At 62.5% G+C, this 25,402-nt stretch carries 31 protein-coding genes; 1 reads left to right on the forward strand and 30 read right to left on the reverse strand.

The annotated features are described in order from the left end of the window. Positions 1-106: 106 nt before the first annotated feature. The 23 genes from map to rpsJ all read right to left on the reverse strand — a co-directional run bounded on the left by map (position 107) and on the right by rpsJ (position 13,094). Positions 107-934 carry a type I methionyl aminopeptidase gene (map, locus tag FBY33_RS19240; protein WP_142032003.1) on the reverse strand — a complete coding sequence of 276 codons (828 nt, stop codon included), beginning with the start codon at positions 932-934 and terminating at the stop codon, positions 107-109. Positions 935-1,005: 71 nt separating this feature from the next. Next, complete coding sequence (locus FBY33_RS19245; RefSeq protein WP_200830555.1) at positions 1,006-1,575, reverse strand: adenylate kinase; 570 nt, start codon at positions 1,573-1,575, stop codon at positions 1,006-1,008. A 5-nt stretch (positions 1,576-1,580) separates the two neighbouring features. Next, the gene (gene secY, locus FBY33_RS19250; RefSeq protein ID WP_142032005.1) at positions 1,581-2,891 is read right to left on the reverse strand and encodes a preprotein translocase subunit SecY; all 1,311 of its coding nucleotides are present in this window, start codon (positions 2,889-2,891) and stop codon (positions 1,581-1,583) included. Between the two features lie 211 nt (positions 2,892-3,102). Continuing rightward, a complete protein-coding gene (gene rplO / locus FBY33_RS19255; protein ID WP_056334273.1) occupies positions 3,103-3,588 on the reverse strand; it encodes a 50S ribosomal protein L15 in 486 nt (161 codons plus the stop codon). Continuing rightward, on the reverse strand, positions 3,589-3,795 hold the full coding sequence (gene rpmD / locus FBY33_RS19260; RefSeq protein ID WP_009358731.1) for a 50S ribosomal protein L30: 207 nt from the start codon (positions 3,793-3,795) through the stop codon (positions 3,589-3,591). A 2-nt stretch (positions 3,796-3,797) separates the two neighbouring features. Continuing rightward, on the reverse strand, positions 3,798-4,514 hold the full coding sequence (rpsE, locus tag FBY33_RS19265) for a 30S ribosomal protein S5 (protein WP_142032007.1): 717 nt from the start codon (positions 4,512-4,514) through the stop codon (positions 3,798-3,800). After that, the gene (gene rplR / locus FBY33_RS19270; protein WP_056334267.1) at positions 4,511-4,894 is read right to left on the reverse strand and encodes a 50S ribosomal protein L18; all 384 of its coding nucleotides are present in this window, start codon (positions 4,892-4,894) and stop codon (positions 4,511-4,513) included. Before rplR ends, rpsE begins: the two co-directional genes overlap by 4 nt. A 2-nt stretch (positions 4,895-4,896) precedes the next feature. Beyond that, positions 4,897-5,433 carry a 50S ribosomal protein L6 gene (gene rplF, locus FBY33_RS19275; RefSeq protein WP_056334264.1) on the reverse strand — a complete coding sequence of 179 codons (537 nt, stop codon included), beginning with the start codon at positions 5,431-5,433 and terminating at the stop codon, positions 4,897-4,899. Positions 5,434-5,451: 18 nt separating this feature from the next. Next, a complete protein-coding gene (gene rpsH, locus FBY33_RS19280; RefSeq protein ID WP_018769139.1) occupies positions 5,452-5,850 on the reverse strand; it encodes a 30S ribosomal protein S8 in 399 nt (132 codons plus the stop codon). An 82-nt stretch (positions 5,851-5,932) separates the two neighbouring features. After that, positions 5,933-6,514, reverse strand: a complete 582-nt coding sequence (gene rplE / locus FBY33_RS19285; protein WP_110541323.1) for a 50S ribosomal protein L5 — start codon at positions 6,512-6,514, stop codon at positions 5,933-5,935. Further along, positions 6,514-6,876: a 50S ribosomal protein L24 gene (gene rplX, locus FBY33_RS19290; protein WP_142032009.1), complete on the reverse strand. Its 363-nt coding sequence runs from the start codon at positions 6,874-6,876 to the stop codon at positions 6,514-6,516. The genes rplE and rplX overlap by 1 nt, the downstream gene beginning before the upstream one ends. A 3-nt stretch (positions 6,877-6,879) precedes the next feature. After that, on the reverse strand, positions 6,880-7,248 hold the full coding sequence (gene rplN / locus FBY33_RS19295) for a 50S ribosomal protein L14 (RefSeq protein WP_003803789.1): 369 nt from the start codon (positions 7,246-7,248) through the stop codon (positions 6,880-6,882). Between the two features lie 493 nt (positions 7,249-7,741). Next, positions 7,742-8,047 (reverse strand): 30S ribosomal protein S17, encoded by a 306-nt coding sequence (gene rpsQ / locus FBY33_RS19300; protein WP_141159769.1) that lies wholly within the window; start codon positions 8,045-8,047, stop codon positions 7,742-7,744. After that, the gene (gene rpmC / locus FBY33_RS20890; protein ID WP_018769136.1) at positions 8,044-8,373 is read right to left on the reverse strand and encodes a 50S ribosomal protein L29; all 330 of its coding nucleotides are present in this window, start codon (positions 8,371-8,373) and stop codon (positions 8,044-8,046) included. The genes rpsQ and rpmC overlap by 4 nt, the downstream gene beginning before the upstream one ends. Before the next feature lie 2 nt (positions 8,374-8,375). Next, on the reverse strand, positions 8,376-8,792 hold the full coding sequence (rplP, locus tag FBY33_RS19310; protein ID WP_015937848.1) for a 50S ribosomal protein L16: 417 nt from the start codon (positions 8,790-8,792) through the stop codon (positions 8,376-8,378). Continuing rightward, the gene (gene rpsC / locus FBY33_RS19315) at positions 8,793-9,623 is read right to left on the reverse strand and encodes a 30S ribosomal protein S3 (RefSeq protein ID WP_142032012.1); all 831 of its coding nucleotides are present in this window, start codon (positions 9,621-9,623) and stop codon (positions 8,793-8,795) included. After that, the gene (rplV, locus tag FBY33_RS19320; RefSeq protein ID WP_009358304.1) at positions 9,624-9,989 is read right to left on the reverse strand and encodes a 50S ribosomal protein L22; all 366 of its coding nucleotides are present in this window, start codon (positions 9,987-9,989) and stop codon (positions 9,624-9,626) included. A gap of 38 nt (positions 9,990-10,027) precedes the next feature. Further along, on the reverse strand, positions 10,028-10,309 hold the full coding sequence (rpsS, locus tag FBY33_RS19325; protein WP_003803803.1) for a 30S ribosomal protein S19: 282 nt from the start codon (positions 10,307-10,309) through the stop codon (positions 10,028-10,030). A 12-nt stretch (positions 10,310-10,321) separates the two neighbouring features. Continuing rightward, the gene (gene rplB, locus FBY33_RS19330) at positions 10,322-11,161 is read right to left on the reverse strand and encodes a 50S ribosomal protein L2 (protein WP_026264302.1); all 840 of its coding nucleotides are present in this window, start codon (positions 11,159-11,161) and stop codon (positions 10,322-10,324) included. 29 nt (positions 11,162-11,190) lie between these two features. Beyond that, positions 11,191-11,496: a 50S ribosomal protein L23 gene (rplW, locus tag FBY33_RS19335; protein WP_011692807.1), complete on the reverse strand. Its 306-nt coding sequence runs from the start codon at positions 11,494-11,496 to the stop codon at positions 11,191-11,193. Beyond that, entirely contained in the window at positions 11,493-12,113 is a 621-nt protein-coding gene (rplD, locus tag FBY33_RS19340; RefSeq protein WP_018769134.1) for a 50S ribosomal protein L4, read from the reverse strand. Before rplD ends, rplW begins: the two co-directional genes overlap by 4 nt. A 4-nt stretch (positions 12,114-12,117) precedes the next feature. Further along, a complete protein-coding gene (gene rplC / locus FBY33_RS19345) occupies positions 12,118-12,768 on the reverse strand; it encodes a 50S ribosomal protein L3 (protein WP_013601833.1) in 651 nt (216 codons plus the stop codon). Between the two features lie 17 nt (positions 12,769-12,785). Beyond that, positions 12,786-13,094: a 30S ribosomal protein S10 gene (gene rpsJ / locus FBY33_RS19350; protein WP_003803825.1), complete on the reverse strand. Its 309-nt coding sequence runs from the start codon at positions 13,092-13,094 to the stop codon at positions 12,786-12,788. Between the two features lie 407 nt (positions 13,095-13,501). On the opposite strand from rpsJ, the gene FBY33_RS19355 reads away from it, so the two are divergent. Beyond that, positions 13,502-14,938 carry a GH1 family beta-glucosidase gene (locus tag FBY33_RS19355; protein WP_142032014.1) on the forward strand — a complete coding sequence of 479 codons (1,437 nt, stop codon included), beginning with the start codon at positions 13,502-13,504 and terminating at the stop codon, positions 14,936-14,938. A gap of 36 nt (positions 14,939-14,974) precedes the next feature. Here the strand turns inward: FBY33_RS19355 and FBY33_RS19360 are convergent, their stop codons facing one another. The 7 genes from FBY33_RS19360 to FBY33_RS19385 form a co-directional block, all read right to left on the reverse strand. Beyond that, on the reverse strand, positions 14,975-16,225 hold the full coding sequence (locus FBY33_RS19360; RefSeq protein ID WP_142032016.1) for an Nramp family divalent metal transporter: 1,251 nt from the start codon (positions 16,223-16,225) through the stop codon (positions 14,975-14,977). A 104-nt stretch (positions 16,226-16,329) separates the two neighbouring features. Next, on the reverse strand, positions 16,330-16,455 hold the full coding sequence (locus tag FBY33_RS20845) for a hypothetical protein (protein ID WP_268815880.1): 126 nt from the start codon (positions 16,453-16,455) through the stop codon (positions 16,330-16,332). Positions 16,456-16,556: 101 nt separating this feature from the next. Beyond that, entirely contained in the window at positions 16,557-17,747 is a 1,191-nt protein-coding gene (tuf, locus tag FBY33_RS19365) for an elongation factor Tu (protein WP_003803827.1), read from the reverse strand. Positions 17,748-18,007: 260 nt separating this feature from the next. Continuing rightward, entirely contained in the window at positions 18,008-20,122 is a 2,115-nt protein-coding gene (gene fusA / locus FBY33_RS19370; protein ID WP_142032018.1) for an elongation factor G, read from the reverse strand. A gap of 69 nt (positions 20,123-20,191) precedes the next feature. Continuing rightward, positions 20,192-20,662, reverse strand: coding sequence for a 30S ribosomal protein S7 (gene rpsG / locus FBY33_RS19375; protein ID WP_003803829.1), 471 nt, complete (start codon positions 20,660-20,662; stop codon positions 20,192-20,194). Position 20,663: 1 nt separating this feature from the next. Beyond that, positions 20,664-21,038 carry a 30S ribosomal protein S12 gene (gene rpsL, locus FBY33_RS19380; protein ID WP_011692814.1) on the reverse strand — a complete coding sequence of 125 codons (375 nt, stop codon included), beginning with the start codon at positions 21,036-21,038 and terminating at the stop codon, positions 20,664-20,666. Positions 21,039-21,494: 456 nt separating this feature from the next. Next, positions 21,495-25,394: a DNA-directed RNA polymerase subunit beta' gene (locus FBY33_RS19385; protein WP_142032020.1), complete on the reverse strand. Its 3,900-nt coding sequence runs from the start codon at positions 25,392-25,394 to the stop codon at positions 21,495-21,497. Positions 25,395-25,402 lie beyond the last annotated feature (8 nt).

The following is a 25,402-nucleotide window of genomic DNA, read 5'->3' on the forward strand; positions in this document are numbered from 1 at the left end:
CGCCTCGCGACGCGCAGATCCACCGGCGATACGCAAAATCCCTGTCGACACCCGCATTCGGGTCTCGGCAGGGATTTTCTGCGTCGCAGGCGAATCTGCGCTTCGATTACGGAATCGGCACCGGGGTGACGCCGAGGGGCTCCAGGTGCTCCGCGCCGCCGTCGGGCGCTGAAAGCACCCAGATGCCCTTTTCGTGGACGGCCACCGAGTGCTCCCACTGGCAGGAGCGCTTGCCGTCGGTGGTGACCACGGTCCAGTCGTCGTCCAAGACTGCGGTGTCAATGCTGCCCCGCACCAGCATGGGCTCAATGGCAAGGCACAGGCCCGGCTTGATCCTGGGACCGCGGTGGTTGGTGCGGTAATTCAACACGTCCGGTGCCATGTGCATCTCGGAGCCGATGCCGTGGCCCACGTAGTCCTCCAGGATGCCCAGCGGTTTGCCCGGAACGGACGAAACGTAGTCGTCGATGGCGGCGCCGATGTCACCCACATGCGTGCCAGTGGCCAGCGCCGCGATCCCCCGCCACATGGCGGCCTGCGTGACATCGGAAAGCCGCTGGTCCTCAGGATCCGCGGTTCCCACGATGACCGTGCGGGCGGAATCCGAATGCCAGCCGTTGACGATCGCTCCGCCGTCGATGGAGATGATGTCACCGTCCTGCAGCACCCGGCTGCCGGGGATGCCGTGCACCACTTCCTCGTTAACCGATGTGCAGATGGTGGCCGGGAAGCCGTGGTAACCCAGGAAGTTGGACTTGGCGCCCGCCTCGTTGAGGACGGCGGCGAAGACGTCGTCGAGGTGCTTGGTGGTGACCCCAGGCACCGCTGCGGCAACGGCGGCATCCAGTGCACGGCTGAGGACCAGGCCGGCCTCGTGCATGGTGCGCATCTGGGCGTTGTTCTTGAATTCGATCCGGGGCTGGCCGAAGGCCATGGTGTTTCCTTTCAAATGGCTGAGGCTCCTCCCGGATGCCGGGAGGAGCCTCAATAAACCGGGCGCCTTGGTCAGGCTGCCTGTGCGGCCTTGATGGCCTGCATCACGCGGTTGGTGACTTCGTCGATGGGGCCGATCCCGTCAACCTGGGTGAGGATGCCGCGCTCGGCATACTTGGCCACCACGGCTTCGGTCTGCTCGTGGTAGAGGTCCAGGCGGTGGCGGATGACGGCTTCGTTGTCGTCGCTCCGGCCCGTTTCCTTGGCCCGGCCGAGCAGCCGGTGAACCAGTTCCTCGTCATCTGCGGTCAGCTGCAGGACCACGTCGAGCTTCTCGTCGCCATCGGCGAGGATCTCGTCAAGGTAGTCCACCTGCGCGGTGGTGCGCGGGTAGCCGTCCAGCAGGAAGCCGTTTTCGACGTCGGACTCGCCCAGGCGGTCGCGGACCATCTTGTTGGTCACGCTGTCCGGAACGAAGTCCCCGTTGTCCATGTACTTCTTGGCCTCGAGGCCCAGCGGGGTCTCACCCTTCACGTTGGCCCGGAAGATGTCGCCGGTAGAGATGGCCACAACGCCGAGGCGTTCTGAAATCCGCTCTGCCTGCGTTCCTTTTCCGGAACCGGGAGGTCCAATAATCAGCATTCTCGTCATCGCAAAAGCCCTTCGTAGTGACGTTGTTGTAGCTGCGCATCAATCTGCTTTACGGTCTCCAAACCAACGCCCACCATGATCAGGATCGAGGTGCCACCGAACGGGAAGTTCTGGTTCGCGTTGATCAGTACCAGTGCCACCAGCGGGATCAGAGCCACGAAGCCCAGGTAGAGGGCGCCGGGCAGGGTGATCCGTGAGAGCACGTACTGCAGGTAATCAGCGGTCGGCCTGCCGGCGCGGATACCTGGAATGAAGCCGCCGTACTTCTTCATGTTGTCTGAGACTTCTTCAGGGTTGAAGGTAATCGCGACGTAGAAGTAGGTGAAGAACACGATCAGGACGAAGTAAACCGCCATGTAGATCGGGTGGTCACCGCGGGTGAGGTTGTTGTTGATCCACTCAACCCACGGTTGCATTGACTCGCCGTTCCGGGGCTGGTTGAACTGAGCGATCAGCCCGGGAAGGTAGAGCATGGAGGAAGCGAAGATCACCGGAATGACGCCGGCCATGTTCACTTTGATGGGAATGTAGGTGCTGGTGCCGCCCACGGTGCGCCGGCCGATCATCCGCTTGGCGTACTGGACGGGAACGCGCCGCTGCGACTGCTCCACGAAGACCACCAGTGCCACGGTGAGCAGGCCCACGGCCAGGACGATGAAGAACGTCCCGGGACCCTGCGAAGTCCAGATGGCACCCAGCGAGGTGGGGAACTGTGCGGCGATGGAGGTGAAGATGAGCAGCGACATGCCGTTGCCCACGCCCTTCTCCGTGACGAGCTCGCCCATCCACATGATCAGGCCGGTGCCGGCCGTCAGCGTGATGATGATCAGGATGGTGGTGATGATGCTGGTGTCCGGGATGATCGGCAGCTGGCAGCCGGGAAGCAACTGCCCTGAGCGGGCCAGCGATACCAGGGTGGTGGCGTTGAGCAGGCCCAGCGCAATGGTGAGGTAGCGGGTGTACTGGGTCAGCTTGGACTGGCCCGACGCTCCCTCTTCGTAGAGCTGCTGGAACCGGGGAATGACCACCCGGAGCAGCTGGACGATGATGCTCGCCGTGATGTAGGGCATGATGCCCAGGGCGAAGATGGACACCTGGAGCAGAGCACCGCCGCTGAAGAGGTTAACGAGCTGGTACAGCCCGCCGGCGGTCTGACCGTTCTGCAAGCATTGCTGGACATTCTGGTAGTTCACACCTGGCGAGGGAATGAAAGCACCCAAGCGGAATATGGTGATGATTCCCAGCGTGAACAACAACTTGCGTCGCAGATCAGGCGTGCGAAAGGCCCGGCCAAATGCGCTAAGCAAGCGTCCTCCTGTGGTGTCAATAAGAGTGGGGTGGCGGAACTTGATAAATCCCGACAACCGAGTCTAACGGTTCAATGTGCCGTGCGAACAATCCATGCCGGCGCCCATGCGCCGGAAGGCTGGAAAAATACGCCCGGCGGATATGGAAAACTCCCGGTATCCGGGGCCGTAGCCCATGGATACCGGGAGTTTCAACAGCTGGCGCCGTCCCTTAGAGGGCGGTGGTGCTTCCGCCTGCTGCAGCAATCTTTTCAGCGGCACTGGCCGAGAATGCGTGGGCGGTGACGTCAACCTTGACGGTGATGTCGCCGGTGCCCAGCACCTTGACGGGCTGGTTCTTGCGAACGGCACCCTTTTCGACCAGGTTCTCCACGGTGACTGCGCCACCTTCCGGGAACAGCTCGCTGAGCTTGTCCAGGTTTACAACCTGGAACTCAACCCGGAACGGGTTCTTGAAGCCACGCAGCTTCGGCAGGCGCATGTGCAGCGGCAGCTGGCCGCCGGCAAAGCCAGCCTTCACCTGGTAGCGGGCAGCAGTACCCTTGGTACCGCGACCGGCGGTCTTACCCTTGGATGCCTCACCACGACCAACACGGGTCTTGGCGGTCTTGGCACCCGGAGCGGGACGCAGGTGGTGAACCTTCAGGGCGTTCTGCTTCTCAGCAGCCTGTGCCTTATCAGCAGTGTTCTCTGCCATTTACTTCGCCTCCTCTACCTTTACCAGGTGCGGAACCGTGTTGAGCATGCCAACGGTCACGGCATCGGCGGTGCGGACAACAGTGTGTCCGATCCGCTTCAGGCCGAGGGACCGCAGGGTGTCGCGCTGGTTCTGCTTGCCGCCAATGGCGGACTTGATCTGAGTGATCTCCAACTGGGCGTCGGAGGGGACCAGGTTCTTAGCCATGACTAAACACCTGCCTTCGGTGCCAGGAGGGCCTTCACCAGCGCCGCCGGAGCGATCTCGTCCAGCGGCAGGCCGCGGCGTGCTGCCACTGCTGCCGGCTCTTCGAGGCGCTTCAGGGCATCAACGGTCGCGTGAACGATGTTGATGGCGTTGGAGGAACCGAGCGACTTGGAGAGGATGTCGTGGATGCCCACGCACTCCAGTACTGCACGGACCGGACCACCGGCGATAACACCGGTACCGGCGGAAGCCGGACGCAGCATTACGACGCCGGCAGCGGCTTCACCCTGAACGCGGTGCGGGATGGTGTTGCCAACGCGGGGAACGCGGAAGAAGGACTTCTTGGCCTCTTCAACGCCCTTGGCGATAGCAGCGGGAACTTCCTTGGCCTTGCCGTAGCCCACGCCGACCATGCCGTTACCGTCACCAACGACGACCAGTGCGGTGAAGCTGAAGCGACGACCACCCTTGACGACCTTGGAAACGCGGTTGATGGTGACAACGCGCTCTACGAACTGGTTCTTCTCGGCTTCACGGCCACCGTCGCGGCCGCCACGGCCACCGCGGTCGCCGCGGCCCTGGCCGCGGTCGCCACGCTCGCCGCGACGGGCGCCACCACGGCGGTCCTCGGCAGCGGGGGCAGTGGTCTCAGCAGCGGCGGCCTCGGGGGCCTTCTGATCTGCAGACACAGTGTCCTTTTCGTTGTTTGCTTCGGTCACAGTGACAGCCCACCTTCGCGTGCACCGTCGGCGACGGCGGCAATGCGGCCGTGGTACTTGTTGCCACCACGGTCGAACACGACAGCCTCGACGCCGGCAGCCTTGGCACGTTCGGCAACGAGCTCGCCAACGCGCTTGGCCTTGGCAGTCTTGTCACCGTCGAATGCACGAAGGTCGGCTTCCAGGGTGGATGCGCTTGCTACGGTCTGGCCAATGCTGTCATCGACAACCTGGACAAATACGTGGCGTGCGGAGCGGTTGACCACCAGGCGGGGGCGGACAGCCGTACCGGAAATGCGCTTGCGGATACGAAGCTGGCGGCGGCTGCGGGCAGCAGCCTTGCTCTTGTTCGTACGCTTCTTGTTAATGGAGATGGCCATGGTTACTTACCAGCCTTTCCGACCTTGCGGCGGATGACTTCGCCGGCGTAACGGATGCCCTTGCCCTTGTACGGGTCAGGCTTCCGCAGCTTACGAATGTTGGCAGCAACTTCGCCGACCTGCTGCTTATTGATACCTGAGACAGAGAGCTTGGTCGGTCCCTCTACTGCAAAGGTGATGCCGGCCGGAGCTGCAACGCTGACCGGGTGGCTGAAGCCGAGAGCGAACTCAAGGTCAGATCCCTTGGCCTGAACGCGGTAACCGGTACCAACGATTTCAAGCTTCTTCTCGTAGCCTGCGGTGACGCCCTGGATCATGTTGGCGATCAGGGTGCGGGTCAGGCCGTGGAGTGAACGGGAGGCGCGCTCGTCGTTCGGGCGGCTGACGGTCAGGGTGTTCTCGTCCAGGGCAACCTCGATCGGGCTGGCCACAGTGTGGCTCAGCTCGCCCTTGGAACCCTTGACGCTGACGACAGAGCCGTCAACCTTGACCTCAACGCCGGCAGGAACGGTGATGGGGAGACGTCCAATACGTGACATTATTCTCTTCCTTTCCCGTTACCAGACGTACGCGAGGACTTCGCCGCCCACGCCCTTCTTGCCGGCCTGCTTGTCAGTCAGGAGGCCGGAAGAGGTGGACAGGATTGCGATACCCAGGCCACCGAGCACGTGAGGCAGGTTGGTGGACTTCGCGTAAACGCGGAGACCCGGCTTGGAGATGCGGCGTACACCGGCGATGGAACGCTCGCGGTTCGGACCGAACTTGAGTTCGAGGGTCAGCTTCTTGCCAACCTCAGCGTCCTCTTCCTTCCAGCCGGCGATGAAACCTTCGGCCTTGAGGATGTCGGCAACGCGTGCCTTGAGCTTGCTGTAAGGCATAGACACGGAGTCGTGGTATGCCGAGTTTGCATTACGCAGGCGCGTAAGCATATCTGCGACAGGATCTGTCATTGTCATGTGGGCTCATGCCCTTCCTCGTAACGGTTTCCGCCGTTCCGTCCTTGACGGAGCGGAGCGGCCGGACCTTTTACGTAGTTAATTAAGCTTCGGTTTTGAACGGGAAACCAAGCGCCTTGAGCAGCGCGCGGCCTTCGTCGTCGGTCTTGGCGGTGGTGACGACCGTGATGTCCATACCGCGGACGCGGTCAATCTTGTCCTGGTCGATTTCGTGGAACATAACCTGTTCGGTCAGACCGAAGGTGTAGTTGCCGTTGCCATCGAACTGCTTGCCGCTCAGGCCGCGGAAGTCGCGGATACGGGGCAGTGCCAGGGTGACCAGACGGTCCACAAATTCCCACATACGGTCGCCACGCAGGGTTGCGTGTGCACCGATGGGCATGCCTTCGCGCAGCTTGAACTGTGCGATCGACTTGCGGGCCTTGGTAACCTGCGGCTTCTGGCCGGTGATCTGGGTGAGGTCGCGGACAGCGCCGTCGATCAGCTTGGAGTCCTTGGCGGCATCTCCAACACCCATGTTCACAACAACCTTGACCAGACGGGGAACCTGGTTCACGTTGGCGTACTTGAACTCATCCTGGAGCTGGCCCTTGATGGTTTCGGCGTACTTGGTCTTCAGACGAGGAACGATCTTCGTTGCCGGAGTCTCGAGAGTCTCAGTCATTAGATGTCCTTCCCGGAGCTCTTGGACACGCGGATGCGGACGGTCTTCTGGACGCCGTTCTTCTCCACAGTGTCGAGGCGGAAGCCCACGCGGGTCGGCTTCTTGGTCGACGGGTCAACCAGGGCCACGTTGGAAATGTGGATCGGGGCCTCTACGACCTCGATGCCGCCGGTCTTGGTGCCGCGCTGCGACTGTCCAACACGGGTGTGCTTGGTGACGCGGTTGATACCCTCAACCAGCACGCGGTTGGTGTCGGTGAATACGCGCAGAACCTTGCCCTGCTTGCCACGGTCGCCGCCGCGCTCAGCCTTGGCGCCAGTGATGACCTGAACCAGGTCACCCTTCTTGATCTTTGCAGCCATGGACTAGAGCACCTCCGGAGCCAGAGAAACGATCTTCATGAACTTCTTGTCACGCAGTTCACGACCAACCGGTCCGAAGATACGGGTACCGCGGGGGTCACCGTCGTTCTTCAGGATCACAGCTGCGTTCTCGTCAAACTTGATGTAGGAACCATCCGCACGGCGGCGTTCCTTCTTGGTACGGACGATGACGGCCTTAACCACATCGCCCTTCTTTACGTTGCCGCCCGGGATTGCATCCTTGACGGTGGCGACAATAACGTCACCAATGCCTGCGTAGCGACGGCCGGATCCACCGAGAACGCGAATGGTAAGGATTTCCTTAGCACCCGTGTTGTCGGCGACCTTCAGTCGCGACTCCTGCTGAATCACTATTTACTCCTTGCGTCGCGCCGGTTCTCAGGCCGTGGTCTTGCTACGGAATGAGCCTTGCGGAACGGTTGATCGGGGTGTCTCTTGACCTGCCTGGATTTTGCCAGACCAGGCCTAAACGCCCGTGCCCGAAGCAGTTGCTCCCATCCGGTCCGGGACGGATCCCGGGCGCACAGGGGCACTATGCTGTGGCACGCTTGTTTACGAGGTTGATGATGGCGCGCGAAAGGCGCCATACAAACTCAATATCCTAGCACGTTTTCCGCCGGTCCCCATATCACCACCGTCCCCTGCCCTGCAAGACGGACGACGGCGTCACCCACGGCGGCCTTTCGGCGCACCCAGGGCGCCACCGCCCGCCAGTCCAGGCCCCGCCGTCGTCCGCTGCCTCCGAAGCCGGCCTGCCGTGACGCGGGCAGCAGCCAGGCCGCCGCTTAAACGAGGAAGCCCCCGCTCCCGGAAGGGAGCAGGGGCAACAGCTAAGCAGCAGGTGCTACTTCGCCTTCTCGAGGATTTCCACGAGCCGCCAGTTCTTGGTGGCGGACAGCGGACGGGTCTCGGCGATGACTACGAGGTCGCCGATGCCGGCGGTGTTCTCTTCGTCGTGCGCCTTGACCTTGGAGGTGCGGCGGATGACCTTGCCGTACAGTGCGTGCTTCACGCGGTCTTCAACCTCGACAACGATGGTCTTTTCCATCTTGTCGGAGACCACGTAGCCGCGACGGGTCTTGCGGTAACCGCGCTCCCCAGCCTTGGCTGCGGTAGCAGTTTCGGTCACGTTCTGGTCCTTTTCACTCACTTGGCGTCCTCCTCGGTCTCAGCCTTTTCAGCCTTGTCGGCCTTCTTGGTTGAAGCCTTCTTGGACTTCTTTTCTTCCTTGGCTTCCACAACCGGTGCGGCAACCTCGGCACGAATGCCCAGCTCGCGTTCGCGGAGAACGGTGTAGATGCGGGCGATGTCCTTCTTTACCGCGCGCAGGCGACCGTGGTTCTCCAGCTGTCCGGTGGCGGACTGGAAACGCAGGTTGAACAGCTCTTCCTTGGCCTTGCGGAGTTCTTCAACGAGACGCTCGTTGTCGAAACCGTCCAGCTGTGCGGGAGCCAGATCCTTGGATCCTACTGCCATTTCTATTCACCACCTTCGCGACGCACAATGCGTGCCTTCAACGGCAGCTTGTGGATTGCCAGGCGCAGGGCCTCGCGAGCTACCTCTTCATTGACACCGGAGAGTTCGAAAAGAACCCGGCCCGGCTTGACGTTGGCGACCCACCATTCCGGTGAACCCTTACCGGAACCCATGCGGGTTTCGGCCGGCTTCTTGGTCAGGGGACGGTCCGGGTAGATGTTGATCCAGACCTTACCGCCACGCTTGATGTGGCGGGTCATCGCGATACGAGCGGACTCGATCTGACGGTTGGTGACGTATGCCGGGCTCAGAGCCTGGATACCCCACTCACCGAACGAGACCTCGGTGCCGCCCGTGGCAGCGCCGGAACGACCCGGGTGGTGCTGCTTACGGTGCTTGACTCGACGTGGGATAAGCATTTAAGCCTGTCCTCCTTCTACAGCAGCAGGTGCTGCTTCAACTGCCGGTGCTTCGGCAGCAGGAGCTGCGTCAGCGGCCGGGCGGTCGTTGCGACGGCGGCGGTCACCGCGGTCAGCGCCACCCGGACGGCCGGGACGCTCGCCACGGCCACCGCGGGACGGTGCGGCAGCAGCCTGTGCGGCCAGTTCCTTGGCGGTGACGTCACCCTTGTAGATCCAGACCTTCACACCGATGCGGCCGAAGGTGGTCTTGGCTTCGTAGAAGCCGTAGTCGATGTTCGCGCGGAGGGTGTGCAGGGGCACACGGCCTTCGCGGTAGAACTCCGAGCGGGACATTTCAGCGCCACCCAGGCGGCCCGAGCAGGCGATACGGATGCCCTTGGCACCTGCACGCTGTGCGGACTGCATGGCCTTCTTCATAGCACGGCGGAATGCCACGCGGGAAGTCAGCTGCTCTGCAACGCCCTGGGCCACAAGCTGGGCTTCCATCTCGGGGTTCTTAACCTCGAGGATGTTCAGCTGGACCTGCTTGCCGGTGAGCTTTTCGAGCTCGCCGCGGATGCGGTCAGCTTCTGCTCCACGGCGGCCGATGACGATACCGGGACGGGCCGTGTGGATGTCCACGCGGACACGGTCACGGGTGCGCTCGATTTCGACCTTGGCGATACCGGCGCGCTCCATGCCCGTGGACATGAGCTGGCGGATACGGATGTCTTCGCGAACGAAGTCCTTGTACCGCTGGCCGGCCTTGGTGCTGTCAGCGAACCAGTGCGATACGTGATCGGTGGTGATGCCGAGTCGGAACCCGTGCGGGTTTACTTTCTGTCCCACTTAGCGAGCCTCCTCTTTCTCCGGGGTAGCGACTACCACGGTGATGTGGCTGGTGCGCTTCTTGATCTGAAATGCACGACCCTGGGCACGCGGCTGGAACCGCTTCATGGTCGGGCCTTCATCAACAAACGCTTCGCTGATGATGAGGTCGCCTTCGTCAAACGCCACGCCGTCGCGGTCCGCGAGGACCCGGGCGTTGGAGATTGCCGACTGAACTACCTTGAATACCGGCTCCGAAGCTGCCTGGGGGGCAAACTTCAGAATTGCCAGAGCCTCATTCGCTTGCAATCCACGAACAAGGTTGACGACGCGCCGGGCCTTCATAGGCGTTACGCGGATGTGGCGCGCAATTGCCTTGGCTTCCATTGCTTTCCTTCTCTCGTCTTTGACGTAAACGCAGGCGCCTAGCGGCGCTTGCCCTTACGGTCGTCCTTGACATGGCCGCGGAATGTCCGCGTGGGAGCGAATTCGCCGAGCTTGTGCCCGACCATCGACTCAGTGACAAACACCGGGATGTGCTTGCGTCCGTCGTGTACGGCGATCGTGTGCCCGAGCATGTCGGGGATGATCATCGAACGGCGGGACCAGGTCTTGATGACGTTCTTGGTGCCCTTTTCGTTTTCCCTGGCTACCTTCACAAAGAGGTGCTGGTCAACGAAAGGACCTTTTTTCAGGCTGCGTGGCATGTGTCCAGGCTCCTATCGCTTGTTCTTGCCAGTACGACGGCGACGCACAATAAGCTTGTCGCTCTCTTTGTTGGGGCGGCGGGTGCGGCCTTCCCGCTTACCGTTCGGGTTGACGGGGTTACGTCCACCGGACGTCTTACCCTCGCCACCACCGTGCGGGTGGTCAACCGGGTTCATGGCAACACCACGGACGGTCGGGCGAACGCCCTTCCACCGCATACGGCCGGCCTTGCCCCAGTTGATGTTCGACTGCTCGGCGTTGCCAACTTCGCCGACGGTTGCGCGGCAGCGCACGTCAACGTTGCGGATTTCGCCGGAAGGCAGACGCAGCTGGGCGAAGCGGCCTTCCTTGGCAACAAGCTGGATCGATGCGCCGGCGGAGCGGCCCATCTTGGCGCCGCCGCCCGGACGCAGCTCGACTGCGTGGATGACGGTACCCACCGGGATGTTGAGCAGCGGCAGGTTGTTACCGGGCTTGATGTCAGCACCGGCACCGGCCTCAACAACGTCACCCTGGGAGAGCTTGTTGGGAGCGATGATGTAACGCTTGGTGCCATCAACGTAGTGCAGGAGGGCGATGCGAGCCGTGCGGTTCGGATCGTACTCGATTTCGGCAACGCGGGCGTTGACGCCGTCCTTGTCGTGGCGACGGAAGTCGATCAGACGGTACTGGCGCTTGTGTCCGCCACCCTTGTGACGGGTGGTGATCTTACCGGTGTTGTTACGGCCGCCCTTTTTGGGCAGCGGACGTACCAACGACTTTTCCGGCGTCGACCGCGTAATTTCGATGAAGTCCGCTACGCTCGAGCCACGACGGCCCGGGGTAGTCGGCTTGTACTTACGGATTCCCATAATTTATTTCCTCGTTAAAGTGGTCTCCGCTACGCGAGCGGACCGCCGAAGATGTCGATGGTGCCTTCTTTGAGGGTGACAATCGCACGCTTGGTGTTCTTGCGGGTACCCCATCCGAATTTGGTGCGCTTGCGCTTACCGGCACGGTTGATGGTGTTGATCGATTCGACCTTGACGGAGAAGATCTTCTCCACGGCCAGCTTGATCTCGGTCTTGTTCGAACGGGGGTCCACCAGGAAGGTGTACTTGCCCTCGTCGATCAGGCCGTAGCTCTTTTCCGACACGACGGGTGCAAGCACGACGTCGCGGGGATCCTTGATGGTGGCTGCACTCACTTGGCATCCTCCTCGTTCTTAGCTGCCTTAGCGGCAACGAATGCGTCGTAGGCAGCCTTGGTGAAGACAACGTCATCAGAGACGAGAACGTCGTAGGTGTTCAGCTGGTCTACGTACAGAACGTGAACGCCGGCGAGGTTGCGCACGGACAGTGCGGCAACGTCGTTATCGCGCTCGATGACGACCAGCAGGTTCTTGCGGTCGGAAACACCGCGGAGCGTTGCCAGTGCGGTCTTGGCGGAGGGCTTGGTGCCTTCAACCAGTTCTGCGACAACGTGGATGCGACCGTTGCGTGCCCGGTCAGACAGTGCGCCGCGCAGTGCAGCAGCAATCATCTTCTTGGGGGTGCGCTGGCTGTAGTCGCGCGGGGTGGGACCGTGGACAATGCCACCGCCGGTCATGTGAGGAGCACGGATTGAACCCTGACGGGCGCGGCCGGTGCCCTTCTGCTTGAACGGCTTGCGTCCTGCACCGGAAACTTCAGCGCGGGTCTTGGTCTTGTGGGTTCCCTGGCGGGCAGCAGCGAGCTGGGCAACGACAACCTGGTGCAGCAGCGGCACGTTGGTCTGAACGTCGAAGATCTCTGCAGGCAGGTCAACCTGGACAGTGTTAGCCATTGAACTAGGCTCCCTTCACGGCGGTGCGTACGAGGACGACCTGGCCGCGGGCGCCGGGAACGGCACCCTTGATAAGGAGCAGCGACTTCTCGACGTCAACCGCGTGGACCGTGAGGTTCAGCGTGGTGTGACGAACGGCGCCCATGCGGCCGGCCATTTTCATGCCCTTGAAGACGCGGCTCGGGGTGGATGCGCCACCGATTGAACCGGGCTTACGGTGGTTCTTGTGGGCACCGTGGGAAGCTCCAACGCCGTGGAAGCCGTGACGCTTCATAACACCGGCGAAGCCCTTACCCTTGGTGGTGCCGATGACGTCGATCTTCTGGCCGGCTTCGAAGACCTCTACGGAGAGCTCCTGGCCCAGCTCGTACTCGGCAGCATCTGCGGTACGGAGTTCGACGACGTGGCGGCGAGGCGTGACGCCTGCCTTTTCAAAGTGACCAGCCAGCGGCTTGGTGACCTTGCGGGGATCGATCTGGCCGTAGCCGATCTGAACGGCGACGTAGCCATCAGCTTCTGCGTTGCGCAGCTGGGTGATGACGTTCGAGTCTGCCTGGACCACAGTGACGGGGATGAGCTTGTTGTTCTCGTCCCAGACCTGGGTCATGCCGAGCTTCGTGCCCAGCAGGCCCTTTACGTTACGGGTTGCGGTCATAGTTTCTCAGCACCTCCCTACAGCTTGATTTCGATGTTCACGTCAGCCGGCAGGTCGAGACGCATGAGCGAGTCAACAGCCTTCGGCGTGGGATCGATGATGTCGATAAGACGCTTGTGCGTGCGCATTTCAAAGTGCTCGCGGCTGTCCTTGTACTTGTGCGGAGAGCGGATTACGCAGTACACGTTCTTCTCCGTCGGCAGCGGCACGGGGCCGACTACCGTTGCGCCTGCGCGCGTGACCGTCTCAACGATCTTCCGTGCTGAAACGTCAATGACCTCGTGGTCGTATGACTTCAGCCGGATGCGGATTTTTTGTCCCGCCATGTCGCCTGACTCTCTTTCAGTCTGTGCTTCCCCGGTTTAGGGCTGCCCTGTTCACTTACTCGTTGTATGGCTGCCGAAGCATTTGAGGTCGTAACCACCATCCGCCGCACAAACTGAATCCGGATGAATCCGGGTTCCTCACCTTGCCGGCGCAACCGACCCCCGCGGTCGGGCGTGTCGCACTGGGCGCACATATAAATCCGCAGTTCCTTGGGGGTGGGTTATGTTTGGTCTTCAGCTTGGACCCTGCACCCGGCATTATCCGGATCGGGACGCGAAGAAGCGCTTGAACAACTCATCTAGTATGCCGGAAATCCGCGGCAGATGCGAATCGGCTCCCGATTCGGCCTGGTCAAGGGCCGTTGCCCGCCATTGCCGAAGACAGGAACGCGCTGGATGATAGGGGAATGACCCTGGAAGGCACTGAATCGGTGACGGAACTGGCTGGACGCGTGCCGCCGTCGTTCACCCTTGGCGTCGCAGCGGCGGCGTTCCAGATCGAAGGCGCGCTCACGGCCGGCGGCCGTGGACCATCGGGCTGGGACGCCTTTGCGGAGAAGCCTGGCGCCATCCAGGACGGCCACTCCCCCGCCGTGGCCTGCGACCATTACAACAGGTTTCCGGAGGATGTGGCACTGCTCAAGGAGTTGGGCGTCGACTCCTACCGGTTCTCGCTCTCCTGGCCGCGTATCCAGCCGGACGGCCGGGGCGGTTTCAATGCGGAGGGCCTGGACTTCTACGACCGGCTCATTGACCAGCTCCTCGAGGCCGGCATCTCCCCCATGGCAACGCTCTACCACTGGGACACCCCGTTGCCCCTGGAACACCGTGGCGGCTGGCTGAACAGGGAGACGGCAGAGCGGTTTGGGGAGTACGCCAGGGCCGCCGGCGAACGGTTCGGTGACCGGGTGGCGCAGTGGGTCACCCTGAACGAACCCGTTTCTGTCACCTTGAATGGATATGCCCTGGGCGTGCATGCACCCGGGCGCCGGTTGATGTTTAACGCCCTTCCCTCCATCCACCACCAGCTCCTGGCTCACGGGCTCGGTGTGCAGGCGCTGCGGGCGGCCGGAGTTGCGGGGGGAATCGGCCTGACCAACCTGCACTCGCCCGTCCGGCCCGCCAGCCGGAAGATCGGCGACCGGCTGGTGGCGCATCTGTACGACCTGCTGGCCAACCGGATCTACGCCGACCCCGTCCTGCTGGGCCGGTACCCCACCTTGCCCTTGTACGCGAAGCCGTGGCTGCGCTCCCTCGGCAAAATCTCCGATGCCGACCTCCGCACCATCCACCAGCCGCTGGACTTCTACGGGCTCAACTACTATTTTCCGGTCAAGGTGGCTCTGGGCCCGGGCATCACGCCGATGCCTGCGGACATGCACAAGGAAGTGGCCAACCTGCCCTTCCATGAGGTGGGCTACGCGGAGTTTGGCAGCACCGGATTCGGCTGGCCGGTGGCGCCGGACCATCTCGGAATCCTGCTGCAGGAAATGCGGGACCGTTACGGGGAGGCCCTCCCGCCGGTGTACATCACCGAGGGCGGTGCCAGCTTCCCTGAACCTGACCGTATTGCCGGAACACTTGAGGACACCGACCGGGTGGAGTACCTGGCCGCACATCTGGGAGCGGCACTGGACGCCACCGCTCCCGGCGGCAAGGCCGAGGGCATTGACCTCCGGGGCTACTACGTCTGGACGCTGATGGACAACTTCGAGTGGGCAGCAGGCTACTCGCAGCGCTTTGGACTGGTGCACGTGGACTTCGAGACCCAGGAGCGGAGGCCCAAGCGGTCCTTCTACTGGTACCAGGCGCTGTCCAGGGCGCGGGGCCACCGGCAGGTGTAGTGCATAGCGGGACGCACTCAGCCTGCGTTCCCGCTGTTACCCCTGCCCCAGCACCGTAAGGAAGATCAGGACGCAGTTCAGGCCGACGATCAGGGTGGCGCTGGTCCATCCGGCGATCCGCAGCGGCTTCGAGTCGGCGTGGATGCCCATCACCTTGCGGCTGCCGGTGAGCCGGATCAATGGAATCAGGGCGAACGGAATGCCGAAACTCAGGAGGACCTGGCTGAGGACCAAAGCCAGGGTGGGTTCGATGCCGGCGCCCAGGACCGCAAGCGCAGGAATCAGCGTGACTGTACGGCGGGCCAGCAGCGGAATCCGCACCTTCAGCAGGCCGCCCATGATGGTGGCGCCCGCATAGCATCCCACCGAGGTTGAGGCCAGCCCGGAGGCCAGGAGGCCCACGGCGAAGACGACGCCGATCACCGGCCCGAGTGCGGACGTTACGGCAGCATGGGCACCGGCAATCGTGTCGGTTCCCTCCACGCCGCGAAGGCTGGAGGCAGCCAGCAACAGCATGGCGATATTGACGACGCCGGCAAGCAGCAAAGCGCCGGCGACGTCCACGCGGGTGGTCCGGATCAGACGGGTCCTGACGGCCGGATCTTCCGAGAACCCGTGGCGGTCTCGGGCCAGGGCCGAATGCAGGTAGATGGCGTGCGGCATGACGGTGGCACCGAGCATGCTTGCCGCGAGCAGTACCGTATCGGTTCCCTCGAACCGGGGCACCAGCCCGGCCAGGGCTCCCCCGGCGTCCGGCGGTGCGACGAACAGTCCCGAAACGAACCCGACCGCAATCACGCCCAGCAGGGTGAGGATGGCAAATTCGAAGGACTTTTGGCTGCGGTGCGACTGCAGTGTCAGCAACAGCATGGACGCCAGCCCGATGATGACTCCGCCCGTCAGCAGGGGCAGGCCGAACAGCAGGTTGAGGGCCACTGCCCCGCCGATGACTTCGGCCATGTCCGTGGCCCCGGCAACGATCTCAGCCTGAACCCAGTAAGCGCGGCGGCGGCGCGTGCCAAGGCGCTGCCCAAGTATCTCCGGCAGGCTCATGCCGGTGGCCAGCCCCAGCTTGGCTGACTGGTACTGGATCAGCACGGCCATCCCGTTGGCAGCCACAAGGACCCAAACCAGGAGGTATCCAAAGCTGGCCCCGGCGGTCAGGTTCGCCGCGACATTTCCCGGGTCCACATACGCAATGGCGGCCACGAACGCGGGTCCGAGCAGGAGCAGGCGGGACCAGAGCCTGGTGGTGGCGGGTTCCGCCGTCATTGTTGAAACAGCCATCACGTATCCTCGTCGTTGCGGGCGTCGATACAACGAGGATACCGCGAATTTAGGTATACCGAAAAGTAGGAATAAGGGCTACCGGCATGTAGCAGTTGTCCCTGCTACTGGTTCTTGTTTGACCTGTTGATCCGCTTGGCCCGGTCAATCTCGTGCCGGAAGTTCCTTCTCACCCAGAACACCCCGCCTACTACGACAACCGCGATGATCAGGAAAATAAGCCATCCCATGATGAACTCCTTTCAGTGCAGCAACAGTACCAGTGGCGGGTTAACGAAAAAGGACAGCCCCGCTGCGATTGCAGCGGGGCTGTCCTTCAGTTCAGCAAGTATTACTTGATGATCTTGGTAACGCGTCCCGAACCAACGGTGCGGCCGCCTTCGCGGATTGCGAAGCCGAGGCCCTCTTCCATGGCGATGGGCTGGATGAGCGCAACGGTCATCTCAGTGTTGTCGCCAGGCATAACCATTTCCGTGCCCTCGGGCAGGGTGATAACGCCGGTTACGTCCGTGGTGCGGAAGTAGAACTGCGGGCGGTAGTTGGAGTAGAACGGGTTGTGACGTCCGCCTTCGTCCTTGGAGAGGATGTAGACGTTGGCCTCGAAGTCGGTGTGCGGGGTGATGGAACCCGGCTTGACGACAACCTGGCCACGCTCGACATCGTCGCGCTTCAGACCGCGGAGCAGGAGGCCACAGTTCTCGCCGGCCCATGCTTCGTCGAGCTGCTTGTGGAACATCTCGATACCGGTAACCGTGGTCTTCTGGACCGGGCGGATGCCGACGATCTCAACCTCGGAGTTGATGGCGAGGGTTCCACGCTCGGCGCGGCCCGTAACAACGGTGCCACGGCCGGTGATGGTGAAGACGTCCTCGATCGGCATCAGGAACGGCTTGTCACGGTCACGTACGGGGTCCGGAACGGACTCGTCCACAGCAGCCATCAGGTCCTCAACGGACTTGACCCACTCGGGGTCGCCTTCCAGGGCCTTCAGGCCGGAAACGCGGACAACCGGAGCTTCGTCACCGTCGAAGCCCTGCGAGCTCAGGAGCTCACGAACTTCCATTTCAACGAGGTCCAGCAGTTCCTCGTCGTCAACCATGTCTGCCTTGTTCAGCGCGACCAGCAGGTAGGGAACACCAACCTGGCGGGCAAGCAGAACGTGCTCGCGGGTCTGTGCCATCGGGCCGTCAGTAGCAGCAACCACGAGGATTGCGCCGTCCATCTGGGCAGCACCGGTGATCATGTTCTTGATGTAGTCAGCGTGGCCGGGGGCGTCAACGTGTGCGTAGTGACGCTTCTCGGTCTGGTACTCCACGTGGGAGATGTTGATGGTAATACCGCGCTGACGCTCTTCGGGTGCAGAGTCGATCGACGCGAAGTCACGCTTCTCGTTGAGAGTCGGGTACTTGTCGTACAGCACCTTGGAAATGGCGGCCGTCAGCGTCGTCTTACCGTGGTCAACGTGACCAATGGTGCCGATGTTGACGTGCGGCTTAGTCCGCTCGAACTTTGCCTTTGCCACAGGTTCCTCCTAGAACGTTTTCAAATGACATACCTTTCAGCCGCGCTTGTCGCGGCAGAAACTCAGGTAAGTCTACTTGGGGGGCTTTGGATTGGTGAAATCTCAGATTCAGGAACTAATACTAATCCCCTGAGCCTGTTCGTGCAGGGGCCGGAAACCGGCTTGCCGGATGAATCCGACCGGCCCGGCCACCTGCACCGGCTGCGCTGTCCGCTGGGGGCCAGCTCAACCGAGGTGTTCGCGTTGAAAGTCCGGGAGGACTACTCGCCGCGGGACTTCTGGATGATCTCGTCGGCGACAGCCTTCGGGACCTCGGCGTAGCTGTTGAACGTCATGGAGTACACAGCGCGGCCCTGGGTCTTGGAGCGCAGGTCACCGATGTAGCCGAACATGCCGGACAGCGGAACGTGCGCACGGATGACCTTGACGCCCTGTGCATCTTCCATGGACTGCATCTGGCCACGGCGGGAGTTGAGGTCACCGATCACTTCACCCATGTATTCCTCAGGGGTGCGGACCTCGACATCCATCAGGGGTTCGAGCAGGACCGGGTTCGCCTTGCGGGCGGCTTCCTTGAAAGCCATCCGGCCGGCAATCTTGAACGCCATTTCCGAGGAGTCGACATCGTGGTACGCGCCGTCAATCAGCGTGGCCTTGATACCGACAACCGGGTAACCGGCCAGGACGCCGTCGTTCAGTGCATCCTGGATACCGGCGTCAACGGACGGGATGTACTCGCGGGGAACGCGGCCACCGGTGACCTTGTTCTCAAACTCGTACAGCTCGCCTTCAGCGGTGTCCAGCGGCTCGATCGCAATCTGGATCTTTGCGAACTGACCCGAACCACCGGTCTGCTTCTTGTGGGTGTAGTCGTGACGCTCCACAGCCCGCTTGATGGTTTCGCGGTAAGCAACCTGCGGCTTGCCAACGTTGGCTTCGACCTTAAACTCGCGGCGCATGCGGTCCACCAGGATGTCCAGGTGGAGCTCGCCCATGCCGGCGATGATGGTCTGGCCGGTGTCTTCGTTGAGGGACACCTGGAAGGTGGGGTCCTCAGCGGAGAGCTTCTGGATAGCCGTGGAGAGCTTCTCCTGGTCACCCTTGGTGTTCGGCTCGATGGCAACCGAGATCACGGGCTCCGGGAAGCTCATGGACTCGAGGACGATCTGGTTGGCGGAGTCGCACAGGGTGTCACCCGTGGTGGTGTCCTTCAGACCGATGGCTGCGTAGATGTGGCCTGCGGTAGCGCCTTCAACAGGCATTTCCTTGTTGGCGTGCATCTGGAACAGCTTGCCGATGCGCTCCTTCTTGCCCTTGGTGGAGTTGACCACCTGGGCGCCTGCTTCCACGTGACCGGAGTACACGCGGATGAAGGTGAGCTGGCCGAAGAACGGGTGCGCAGCAATCTTGAAGGCCAGTGCGGAGAAGGGTTCTTCAGAAGAAGGCTTGCGGGTCAGTTCCTTCTCTTCGTCGCGGGGGTCGTGACCGACCATCGGCGGGACGTCGAGCGGGTTCGGCAGGTAGTCGACAACTGCATCGAGCATGGGCTGAACGCCACGGTTCTTGAACGCGGAACCGCAGAAGATCGGGTACAGCTCGGAGTTGATCGTCATCTTGCGGATGCCGGCCTTGAGCTCGTCGATCGAGATCTCTTCGCCCTCAAGGTACTTGTCCATGAGTTCTTCGGAGGACTCTGCGACGGTCTCAACGAGGTTCGCGCGGTACTCTTCGGCCTTCTCCTGGAGGTCAGCCGGGATCTCGCGGATCTCGTACTTGGCACCCATGGTGACGTCACCCTTGGCATCGCCGGGCCACACCAGTGCACGCATGTAGAGCAGGTCCACGACGCCGATGAAGTCGTTCTCGGCACCGATGGGCAGCTGCATGACCAGCGGCTTGGCGCCCAGGCGGCTGATGATGGTGTCTACGGTGAAGTAGAAGTCGGCACCGAGCTTGTCCATCTTGTTGACGAAGCAGATGCGGGGAACGTTGTACTTGTCAGCCTGGCGCCAAACGGTCTCAGACTGCGGCTCAACGCCTTCCTTGCCATCGAAAACGGCAACTGCACCGTCGAGGACGCGCAGGGAGCGCTCAACCTCAACAGTGAAGTCCACGTGGCCGGGGGTGTCGATGATGTTGATCTGGTTGTTTTCCCAGAAGCAGGTCACGGCGGCAGACGTGATGGTGATGCCGCGTTCCTTTTCCTGTTCCATCCAGTCGGTGGTCGACGCGCCGTCGTGCGTTTCGCCGATCTTGTGGTTCACACCCGTGTAGAACAGGATGCGCTCGGTTGTGGTGGTCTTGCCGGCATCAATGTGGGCCATGATGCCGATGTTGCGGACCTTACTAAGGTCGGTAAGCACGTCCTGTGCCACGGGGTCTCCTTTTGGGATGGACTACGCGTTCGCCGCCGGCTCGATCGAGCCGGCGGCGTCCGGGGAGTATTACCAGCGGTAGTGTGCGAAGGCCTTGTTGGACTCGGCCATCTTGTGGGTGTCTTCGCGACGCTTCACAGCGGCACCGAGACCGTTGGAGGCATCCAGGATTTCGTTCTGGAGGCGCTCGGTCATGGTCTTTTCACGGCGGGCCTTGGAGTAGCCAACCAGCCAGCGCAGGGCGAGTGCGGTGGAGCGGCCCGGCTTGACCTCAACCGGAACCTGGTAGGTGGCGCCACCGACGCGGCGGGAGCGGACCTCAAGCGAAGGCTTGACGTTGTCCATGGCCTTCTTCAGGGCTGCAACGGGGTCGCCGCCGGACTTGGCGCGTGCGCCTTCGAGTGCACCATAGACGATGCGCTCTGCCGTGGACTTCTTGCCGTCAACGAGAACCTTGTTGATGAGCTGGGTTACCAGCGGGGAACCGTATACCGGATCCGAAACGAGCGGCCGCTTGGGGGCCGGACCCTTGCGAGGCATATTACTTCTTCTCCATCTTTGCGCCGTAGCGGCTGCGGGCCTGCTTACGGTTCTTCACACCCTGGGTATCGAGGGCGCCACGGACGATCTTGTAGCGGACACCCGGGAGGTCCTTCACACGACCACCGCGAACGAGCACAATGGAGTGCTCCTGCAGGTTGTGGCCAACACCGGGGATGTAGGCGGTAACTTCCACGCCGCCGTTGAGGCGCACACGGGCCACCTTACGCAGAGCCGAGTTCGGCTTCTTCGGGGTGGTGGTGTAGACGCGGGTGCAGACACCGCGGCGCATGGGGCTGCCGTTCAGCGCGGGAGCCTTGGTCTTTTTGACCTTAGGCGTGCGGCCCTTGCGGACCAGCTGGTTAATCGTAGGCACTCTCGTGTTCTCCGTTTTTCCGGAGTGGCTGTTTCCGGCCACTCTCCTGTTGCGTTGCCCCGCCGCCCGGGCCTTGAAGAAGATCTCCAGGGCGGCGAAGGCGAAGCCTTAATAGTCGGATCGCATTCCCGGGGGCGACTGGCGTCGGACAAGTCCCTAGGCATGCAAAAATGTGGCATACGTTGCACAAGAACCCTGCAAACCGGAAACGTCGCTCAGGCCCAGCCTTTCAGCTGAAACCGGCGCTCTCATCCACTGCCACAATAACAATTGGTAACAAGTCTAGCATGGACGGGCTCCATGCCTTAATCGGAGCCCACTCCCCCGATCGATTGCTCCGTAGTTGTCGTTCTGGGCGACCACAACGACAACTACGGAGCAGTCGATGGTTAAACGGGGATGGTCCCCCACCTTTCGGTGCGGGACCATCCCTTTGTACGGCTCTACCGGATGCGGTTACCGGAAGTCGTTGCCCAGGTCGTAGTCATCCAGCGGGATGGCGTGGAACTCGGGAGCTCCGTCACCGCCCAGGGTGTCGTACGAGAAGTCACTGAATGCGCTGGGGCCGGTGAACAGGTTGGCCTTTGCTTCCTCAGTGGGCTCCACGGTGACCTCGGTGTAGCGCGGGAGGCCCGTGCCGGCCGGGATCAGCTTACCGATGATGACGTTTTCCTTCAGGCCCAGCAGCGGATCGCTCTTGCCTTCCATGGCCGCCTGCGTCAGGACGCGGGTGGTCTCCTGGAAGGAAGCTGCGGACAGCCAGGACTCGGTGGCCAGCGACGCCTTGGTGATGCCCATGAGCTCAGGACGTCCGGAAGCCGGAGTCTTGCCCTCGGACACAACGCGGCGGTTGGCATCCTCGAAGCGGCTGCGCTCGGCGAGCTCGCCGGGCAGCAGGTCCGATTCGCCGGACTCGATGACCGTGACGCGGCGCAGCATCTGGCGGACGATAACCTCGACGTGCTTGTCGTGGATACCGATGCCCTGGCTGCGGTACACGCCCTGGACCTCGTCCACCAGGAACTTCTGTGCCGCACGCGGGCCCATGATGCGCAGGACCTGCTTGGGGTCCACCGGGCCGTTGATCAGCTTCTGGCCAACGGAGACGTGGTCGCCGTCTTCGATCAGCAGGCGTGAACGGCGCAGGACCGGGTAGGCGATCTCTTCCGTTCCGTCATCAGGGGTGATGACCAGGCGCATCTGGCGCTCGGACTCTTCAATGGCGATGCGGCCGGCTGCTTCAGCAATCGGGGCAACACCCTTCGGAGTACGGGCTTCGAAGAGCTCCTGGATACGGGGCAGACCCTGGGTGATGTCGTCGCCACCGCCGGCGGAAACAGCACCACCGGTGTGGAACGTACGCATGGTCAGCTGGGTACCGGGCTCACCGATGGACTGTGCGGCGATGATGCCCACGGCCTCGCCGATGTCCACGGTCTTGCCGGTGGCCAGCGAACGGCCGTAGCACAGGGCGCAGGTGCCGACGCTGGACTCACAGGTGAGTACGGAGCGGACCTTGACCTCGGTGATGCCTGCCTTGAAGAGCTCGTCGATAACGACGTCGCCGCAGTCGGTGCCGGCGGCTGCGAGGACGTTGCCCTCGGAGTCCACGACGTCGACGGCCAGCGTCCGTGCGTAGGCGCTGTTCTCGACGTTCTCGTCCAGGACGAGCTCACCGTTGGAGTCGGCGACGGCGATGGGCGTGACCAGGCCGCGCTCGGTGCCGCAGTCCTCTTCACGGACGATGACGTCCTGCGAGACGTCCACCAGACGACGGGTCAGGTAACCCGAGTTGGCGGTACGCAGGGCGGTATCGGCCAGGCCCTTACGGGCACCGTGCGTGGCGATGAAGTATTCCAGCACCGACAGGCCCTCACGGTAGGAGGACTTGATGGGGCGCGGGATGATCTCACCCTTCGGGTTGGCCACCAGGCCACGGATACCCGCGATCTGGCGGACCTGCATCCAGTTACCACGTGCACCGGAGGACACCATGCGGTTGATGGTGTTCATCGGGGACAGGCTTTCACGCATCACCGAGGCGATGTCGTTAGTGGCCTTGTTCCAGATCTCGATCAGCTCCTGGCGGCGCTCGTCGTCATCGATCAGGCCCTTGTCGTACTGGCCCTGGATCTTGGCAGCGCGCTCCTCGTAACCGGCGAGGATCTGCGGCTTTGCAGCCGGAACCTCGATGTCGGAGATGGCGACGGTGACGCCCGAGCGGGTGGCCCAGTAGAAACCGGCATCCTTCAGGTTGTCCAGCGTTGCCGCCGTGACAACCTTCGGGTAGCGCTCCGCGAGGTCGTTGACGATGCGGGACAGTTCGCCCTTGTCGGCAACAGCCTCAACCCAGGGGTAGTCCTCGGGCAGGGTCTCGTTGAAGAGGACCTGGCCCAGGGAGGTCTGGACGAGAGCGGGCTGCCCCGGCTCCCAGCCTTCCGGAGCTTCCCAGCCGGCGTAGGGCACAAAGCCTTCGAGGCGGATCTTGACCTGCGAGTTCAGGTGCAGCTCGCGGGCATCGAACGCCATGATGGCTTCCGAAACCGAACCGAAGATCCGGCCTTCGCCGGCTGAACCGACACGCTTGGTGGTCAGGTGGTAGAGGCCGATGATCATATCCTGCGAGGGCAGGGTAACCGGACGTCCGTCAGAGGGCTTCAGGATGTTGTTCGAGGACAGCATCAGGATGCGGGCCTCAGCCTGCGCCTCGGGGCTCAGCGGCAGGTGCACTGCCATCTGGTCGCCGTCGAAGTCGGCGTTGAAGGCGCCACAAACCAGCGGGTGGAGCTGGATTGCCTTGCCTTCAACAAGCTGCGGCTCGAACGCCTGGATGCCGAGGCGGTGCAGGGTAGGTGCACGGTTGAGCAGCACCGGGTGTTCGGTGATGATCTCTTCCAGCACGTCCCAGACCTGCGGACGGTAGCGCTCAACCATGCGCTTGGCCGACTTGATGTTCTGGGCGTGGTTGAGGTCAACCAGGCGCTTCATCACGAACGGCTTGAAGAGCTCCAGGGCCATCTGCTTGGGCAGGCCGCACTGGTGCAGCTTCAGCTGCGGGCCGACGACGATGACCGAACGGCCGGAGTAGTCGACGCGCTTGCCGAGGAGGTTCTGGCGGAAACGGCCCTGCTTGCCCTTGAGCATGTCGCTCAGGGACTTCAGCGGACGGTTGCCCGGTCCGGTGACCGGGCGGCCGCGGCGGCCGTTGTCGAAGAGGCTGTCAACAGCTTCCTGAAGCATGCGCTTCTCGTTGTTGACGATGATCTCCGGAGCACCCAGGTCAAGCAGGCGCTTGAGGCGGTTGTTGCGGTTGATCACGCGGCGGTACAGGTCGTTGAGGTCGGAGGTCGCGAAGCGGCCACCGTCCAGCTGGACCATGGGGCGCAGTTCCGGCGGGATCACCGGGACGGCGTCGAGGACCATGCCAAGCGGGCTGTTGTTGGTGGTCAGGAACGCGTTGACCACCTTCAGGCGCTTGAGGGCGCGGGTCTTGCGCTGGCCCTTGCCGTTGGCGATGATGTCGCGCAGCAGGTCGGACTCGGCCTGCATGTCGAAGTTCTCAAGGCGCTTCTTGATGGCTTCGGCACCCATGGAGCCTTCGAAGTACATGCCGTAGCGGTCGCGCAGTTCGCGGTACAGGCCTTCGTCACCTTCGAGGTCGGCGACCTTGAGGTTCTTGAAGCGGTCCCAGACCTGCTCGAGGCGCTCGATGTCGGCGTCCGCACGCTTGCGGACGTTGGCCATCTGGCGGTCAGCGGAGTCGCGGGCCTTCTTCTTGTCGGCAGCCTTGGCGCCTTCGCCCTCGAGGCGTGCGATTTCGCCTTCGAGGTCGCGGGCGATCGCGGCGATGTCGCCGTCGCGGTTGTCGATCAGCTGCTTCTTCTCGATGTCGTGCTCAACCTGCAGGTTGGGCAGTTCCTCGTGGCGGGCAGCCTCGTCGACGCTGGTGATCATGTAGGCAGCGAAGTAGATGACCTTTTCGAGGTCCTTCGGAGCCAGGTCAAGGAGGTAGCCCAGGCGGGACGGAACACCCTTGAAGTACCAGATGTGCGTAACGGGGGCGGCCAGCTCGATGTGGCCCATGCGCTCACGGCGGACCTTGGCGCGGGTGACTTCAACGCCACAACGCTCACAGATAATGCCCTTGAAGCGCACGCGCTTGTACTTGCCGCAGTAGCATTCCCAGTCCCGGGACGGGCCGAAGATCTTCTCGCAGAAGAGGCCGTCCTTCTCGGGCTTGAGCGTGCGGTAGTTGATGGTTTCCGGCTTCTTAACCTCGCCGTACGACCAGCCGCGGATGTCTTCCGCGGTGGCGAGGCCGATCTGCATGAGGCCGAAGGAGGATTCGCTGGACATATGGTCCC

Source organism: Arthrobacter sp. SLBN-112, assembly GCF_006715225.1.
Classification (GTDB): domain Bacteria; phylum Actinomycetota; class Actinomycetes; order Actinomycetales; family Micrococcaceae; genus Arthrobacter.